The sequence below is a fragment of the Serratia sp. NCCP-200 genome, from assembly GCF_059697885.1.
On the sequence record NZ_BAAKUJ010000003.1, the window covers coordinates 516,187 to 516,422 of the forward strand.

General features: G+C 53.0%; 1 protein-coding gene. It reads right to left on the reverse strand.

The window, feature by feature from the left end; translation table 11 throughout:
- Positions 1 to 236, reverse strand: a 236-nt coding sequence (locus AC6HVW_RS12540) for a hypothetical protein (protein WP_497569455.1), incomplete at both ends; no start/stop codon positions are given.

The window sequence follows — 236 nt, forward strand, 5'->3', positions numbered from 1 at the left end:
TCAATGCATCATAGCCGGCCTGCTTCGCCTCACCAGTTGCGTTATAAGCTTTATTGAACATCGCCATGGATACCTGCAGTAAAATTGCATTGTCGTCGCTGCCCTCAAAGCGCGCTATCAGCGCATCATAGCCGGCCTGCTTCGCCGCCTCACTCGCTGCATTGTACGCTTTACTGTACATCGCCTTGGCAACCTGCAGTAAAATTGCATTGTCGTCGCTGCCCTCAAAGCGCGCT